Origin of the sequence: Curtobacterium sp. B8 (genome assembly GCF_000333315.1) — a bacterium.
GTDB classification, from domain to species: Bacteria; Actinomycetota; Actinomycetes; order Actinomycetales; family Microbacteriaceae; genus Curtobacterium; species Curtobacterium luteum.
Map to the genome: position 1 here is coordinate 1 of NZ_BACW01000234.1, position 1,440 is coordinate 1,440.

Annotated in this window: 2 pseudogenes; both read right to left on the minus strand. The window is 74.1% G+C overall.

Going from position 1 to position 1,440, the window contains the following annotated elements:
- A pseudogene (locus I59_RS05865) lies at positions 1-972 on the minus strand (hypothetical protein); the annotation flags it as partial.
- A 10-nt stretch (positions 973-982) separates the two neighbouring features.
- A pseudogene (locus I59_RS05870) lies at positions 983-1,440 on the minus strand (glutamine synthetase); the annotation flags it as partial.

The following is a 1,440-nucleotide window of genomic DNA, read 5'->3' on the forward strand; positions in this document are numbered from 1 at the left end:
CGGGCGGAGGTTCGCGTCGACCTCCCACAGCGCGGGCTCGGCCGCCAGGTCGGTGATCGCGTGGGTGGCGGCGACGGCGAGCCGGGTGGCGATGAGCACTGCGCGGTCCGTGCCGACCCCGGTGTCCGCGTCGTCGTCGCGGGTGGGCTCGGTCACGAAGATGACGTCGACGTCGCTGACGTAGTTGAGCTCACGGGCGCCTGCCTTGCCCATCGCGATGACGGCGAGCGGGGTGGCCTCGACGTCGGCGGCGGGGAACGGCACCTCGCGCCGGGCGACGTCGACCGCGGCCTCGAGTGCCGCGCCCGCGAGGTCCGCGAGCCCGGCGGCCACGGCGGGGAACGCCTCGGTCGGGGCGTCGTGCAGCACGTCGAAGAGCGCGATCTGCGCGAGGTGCCGGCGGTAGCGCACCCGGAGGCGGAGCCGGGCGTCCTCACCGGTCGCGCCGTCGACCGCGGCGAGCAGGGAGGCGGTGTAGTCGTCCTGCGTCCACGGCGGTGTCACCGGGTCGAACAGCAGGGCGAGTTCGGCGGGGCGGCGGTGCAGGAACTCCCCCAGCCCGACGGACGCGCCGAGGAGCCGGACGAGCCGTGCGGCCGCGGCCCCGTCGGCGAGGACGGCTCCGAGTTCGTCGGGCGCGCGCTCCGAGAGGCGTTCGAGCAGGCGGAGCGCTCCGTCCGGGTCGGCGGTCGCGCCCCAGACCGCTGCCGGGTCGAACCCCGGGAGGCCGGACCCGCCCCCGGCGGACACGGGGCGTGGGCCGGCGTCGGCTGCGGCAGACCCGTTGCCGACCGCGGCAGACCCGTTGCCGACCGCGGCAGACCCGTTGCCCGCATGCGGCAGGACGGCGCCGAACCGCGCCTCCAGGCCGGGGACCCGTTCGAGCGCGGCGATCCGTTCGAGGCTCTCCGACAGCTCGGCGAAGCCGAGCCGGGCGAGCTCGGACCGTGACGTCTTCGTCCGACCGGTCATGCGGGCAGTGCTAGAGCGCGCCGAGGTTCGTGTCGAGCTCGAACGGCGTGACCTGGTCGCGGTAGGCCTGCCACTCCTGCCGCTTGTTGAGCAGCACGAAGTTGAAGACCTGCTCGCCGAGGGTCTCGGCCACGAGCTCGGAGTCCTCCATGAGGCCGAGCGCGTGGTCGAGGCTCGCCGGGAGCTGCTTGTAGCCGAGGGCCCGACGCTCGGAGTCGGACAGGCTCCAGACGTTGTCCTCGGCCTCGGCGGGGAGCTCGTAGCCCTCGTCGATGCCCTTGAGGCCGGCCGCGAGGAGGAGCGAGTACGCCAGGTACGGGTTCGCGGCGGAGTCGATGCCGCGGTACTCGATGCGGGCCGACTGCCCCTTGTTCGGCTTGTAGAGCGGGACGCGGACCAGGGCCGAGCGGTTGTTGTGGGCCCACGTGACGAACGACGGGACTCTAGAGGTCNCCCGGGACCGAGCTC